Source organism: Alteromonas antoniana (genome assembly GCF_019249295.1).
GTDB classification, from domain to species: Bacteria; Pseudomonadota; Gammaproteobacteria; order Enterobacterales; family Alteromonadaceae; genus Alteromonas; species Alteromonas antoniana.
Map to the genome: position 1 here is coordinate 1 of NZ_JAESDH010000077.1, position 1,102 is coordinate 1,102.

Below are 1,102 nucleotides of genomic sequence, written 5' to 3' on the forward strand. Positions count from 1 at the left end.
TGTTGCGGCACTGTCTCATCAAAACGCAGGCCTTCATCATTGACATCCGAGTCGCGACGTTGCTTTTGTGAGGAACGGGTATGGGCCTTCACCGGTTTTGTTTCTGCCGGTAAGGCGTGGGGTTCCCCCTCATCAAACAAGCTGCTCTGGGCCGGATTATCCACTAACACCTTTTCAGACTTACGCCCGAACAACTGGCGTTTAAGCCAGTCGAGTTGATGCTTGAGTTGCGCAATTTCATCTGATAAAGCCGCAATTTGTGCATCTTTCAGGGTGTTATCTGAGGGCGTTTTCATGGCGCAAATTATAACAAAATCAGTTAATTAAATCGCCTGTTTTGTTTACCTTTTTGCCAGTAAATCCCATCAATCAAACACTGTAACTGGGCACTGTTGAGTGGTGTTTTGGTGTTGCCGTCAGACACGTTAGCGAAGGTGCCTTTTTCTAACCGTTTGCTCCACAAACAATAACCGCCCTGGTAGTAATACAACACCTTCAGCTGAGTACGGCGCTTATTGATAAACACAAACCAGTCACCACAATGCGCTTGCATCCCCAACTTGCGCTGTACCAGCGCCGCCAGCCCATCAAACTGTTTGCGCATATCGGTATTGCCGGTGTACAACCAAATACGCCCATTGGATAAGGGTAACATCAGGCGGCTCGGTTCATCCGCAGCACCACACCACCGGGTAATACCAGTTCAATCTCCCACGCTGAATCTATACTCTGGTTCCCGCTCGCTGGCATATCAAAAGCAAGCCAGTTATCCTGCTGCGCAAACGGTTGACTATCATCGCTGAGCTTTTTACGCCACAGATAAAAATTTGATACTGTTAACGCATGTTGTGCACAAAATTCACTGACTGTCAGCTCGCTTGCTGCTTGCTTGTCAACCAATCTTTGCCATTGCTCACGTGTACGTCTTTTTGTTGCCATCAGTAAAGTCTCCGTTAGTAAAATCTACGGAGGCTATTTTACGGAGTAGCTAAATCTTGGGAAGACGGCCTATATTGATCGCTTACGTTCAGTAGTGTCATCAATGATCTGTTTGATGTGACTGAAAGTGAACAAGGCAGCACCATACTGGCGCTAAAGAAGC

3 protein-coding genes are annotated in these 1,102 nt (G+C 47.2%); all 3 read right to left on the minus strand.

Features of this window, described 5'->3' with window-relative positions:
* On the minus strand, positions 1-296 hold a 296-nt coding region (locus JKP77_RS22120), incomplete at its 3' end, for an IS66 family transposase (RefSeq protein WP_218313337.1).
* Between the two features lie 23 nt (positions 297-319).
* A complete protein-coding gene (gene tnpB, locus JKP77_RS22125; protein WP_015066047.1) occupies positions 320-655 on the minus strand; it encodes an IS66 family insertion sequence element accessory protein TnpB in 336 nt (111 codons plus the stop codon).
* On the minus strand, positions 655-939 hold the full coding sequence (gene tnpA / locus JKP77_RS22130; RefSeq protein WP_015066048.1) for an IS66 family insertion sequence element accessory protein TnpA: 285 nt from the start codon (positions 937-939) through the stop codon (positions 655-657). The genes tnpB and tnpA overlap by 1 nt, the downstream gene beginning before the upstream one ends.
* Positions 940-1,102 lie beyond the last annotated feature (163 nt).

Bases quoted from the DNA above. Each gene is read 5' to 3' on its own strand.
- tnpA (WP_015066048.1), bottom strand. From the start codon at position 939: ATGGCAACAAAAAGACGTACACGTGAGCAATGGCAAAGATTGGTTGAC.
- tnpB (WP_015066047.1), bottom strand. From the start codon at position 655: ATGTTACCCTTATCCAATGGGCGTATTTGGTTGTACACCGGCAATACC.